The organism is Pseudomonas sp. MPR-R2A5 (assembly GCF_058793055.1).
The window spans coordinates 1-1,303 of record NZ_JBXAFK010000113.1; the positions used below are offsets into that span (position 1 = coordinate 1).

A 1,303-nucleotide genomic window follows, 5' to 3' on the forward strand; every position below is an offset into this window, starting at 1 on the left:
TGTACGGGACAACCACATGGGTTACAAAAAAGTGCATTCACATAGGTGACACTTTGATTGAAACGTAGCCGTTCTTTGCGTCCCTGGCATTGACGTGACCTAGGATCACCGGACCGAAGATCACATTCCATACTCCGTCTTTGATCATCTCCATTCCAATGTTTTGATGCCTGAGCAGATTCCCCACGTATATCCGCAGCCCCGCCCGATTAATGATTCCGCAACTATCAGCCAGGTAACACTCAACATGGCTCGCATACCCCATTTCCGGTAGCTTTTCCGGGTAAGCTCGGGTTGAAGGGGTATAGCAGGAAGCCGGGGTTTTCTGGCCGAGCGCCTCGTGCCCTCGCTCGTGATTGTAGTGCTGCATAAAACGATCAAAGTGTTTTTGCTGAGCCTCCCAGGCAATGGCTGGCGGTTTGGGGAAAGTACTTTTCAATGTCCGGTGCATGCGCTCATGACGCCCATTTTGATCTGGCCGACCGGGCTCAATTCGCTCAGGAATAATCCCAAGGCGCAACCACCAGATCGACAACTGCGATAGTCCTGCACGACCGGTGCTGGCAAACGGCACGCCGTTATCGGTGCGGATGCGCTCAGGCATCCCGTATTCACGAAAAACGCGCTCGAAGGTTTGCTGGGTCTCCTTGAGATTGGTATTGGCCATGCTCTCGCAGGCAAGCAAGAACCGACTGGCATGATCCATGATCGTCAGTGGATAGCACCAAACGCCCGCCCCAGTGAGAAATTGGCCCTTGTAATCTGCGCTGAAGAGCTGATTAGGCGTTTCTGCCTTACGCAAAGGCTTGGGATAGACAGCGACACGCTGACGCAACGGTCGAGACGTAATCAAGTCCGCAGCCTTGAGGATGTTGTAGATGGTCGTTTTCGACGGCGGATCCTGCCCCGGAAAACGTTTCATCAGGTCGTTCTGGATCTTTTTAGGGCCCGGAACCGTTTCGCCAGTAGAGCGAAACTCAATGATTGCCTGCCTCACAACCAATGGCACCACATAGGTTTGGTTGTGCCGTCGGCGGCTACGTTCGTCGAGCCCACTGGGACCCTCCAGCTCATAGCGCTCGACCCATTTGTAGCCAGTCTTTCGGCTGATCTGATAGTCCTGACACAGCCGGCTAAAGCTGTGCTTTTCAGACAGATACTCAGCGATGAACATCACTTTGAGGTCCATAGGTTTCAGCTCTCTCCAGGGCATGGTCAGATCCTCGCGAAATCGACCCTGCCAGTTAAAAACTGTTACCTATGTGCGTGAACTGATTTGTAACCCATGTGGGTGAGTCATACC

1 protein-coding gene is annotated in these 1,303 nt (G+C 53.0%); it reads right to left on the minus strand.

Annotated elements, in window-relative coordinates; all coding sequences use genetic code 11:
• Positions 1-37 precede the first annotated feature (37 nt).
• Complete coding sequence (locus tag AC1Q6I_RS34750; protein WP_102623652.1) at positions 38-1,213, minus strand: integrase core domain-containing protein; 1,176 nt, start codon at positions 1,211-1,213, stop codon at positions 38-40.
• Between the last annotated feature and the right edge of the window lie 90 nt (positions 1,214-1,303).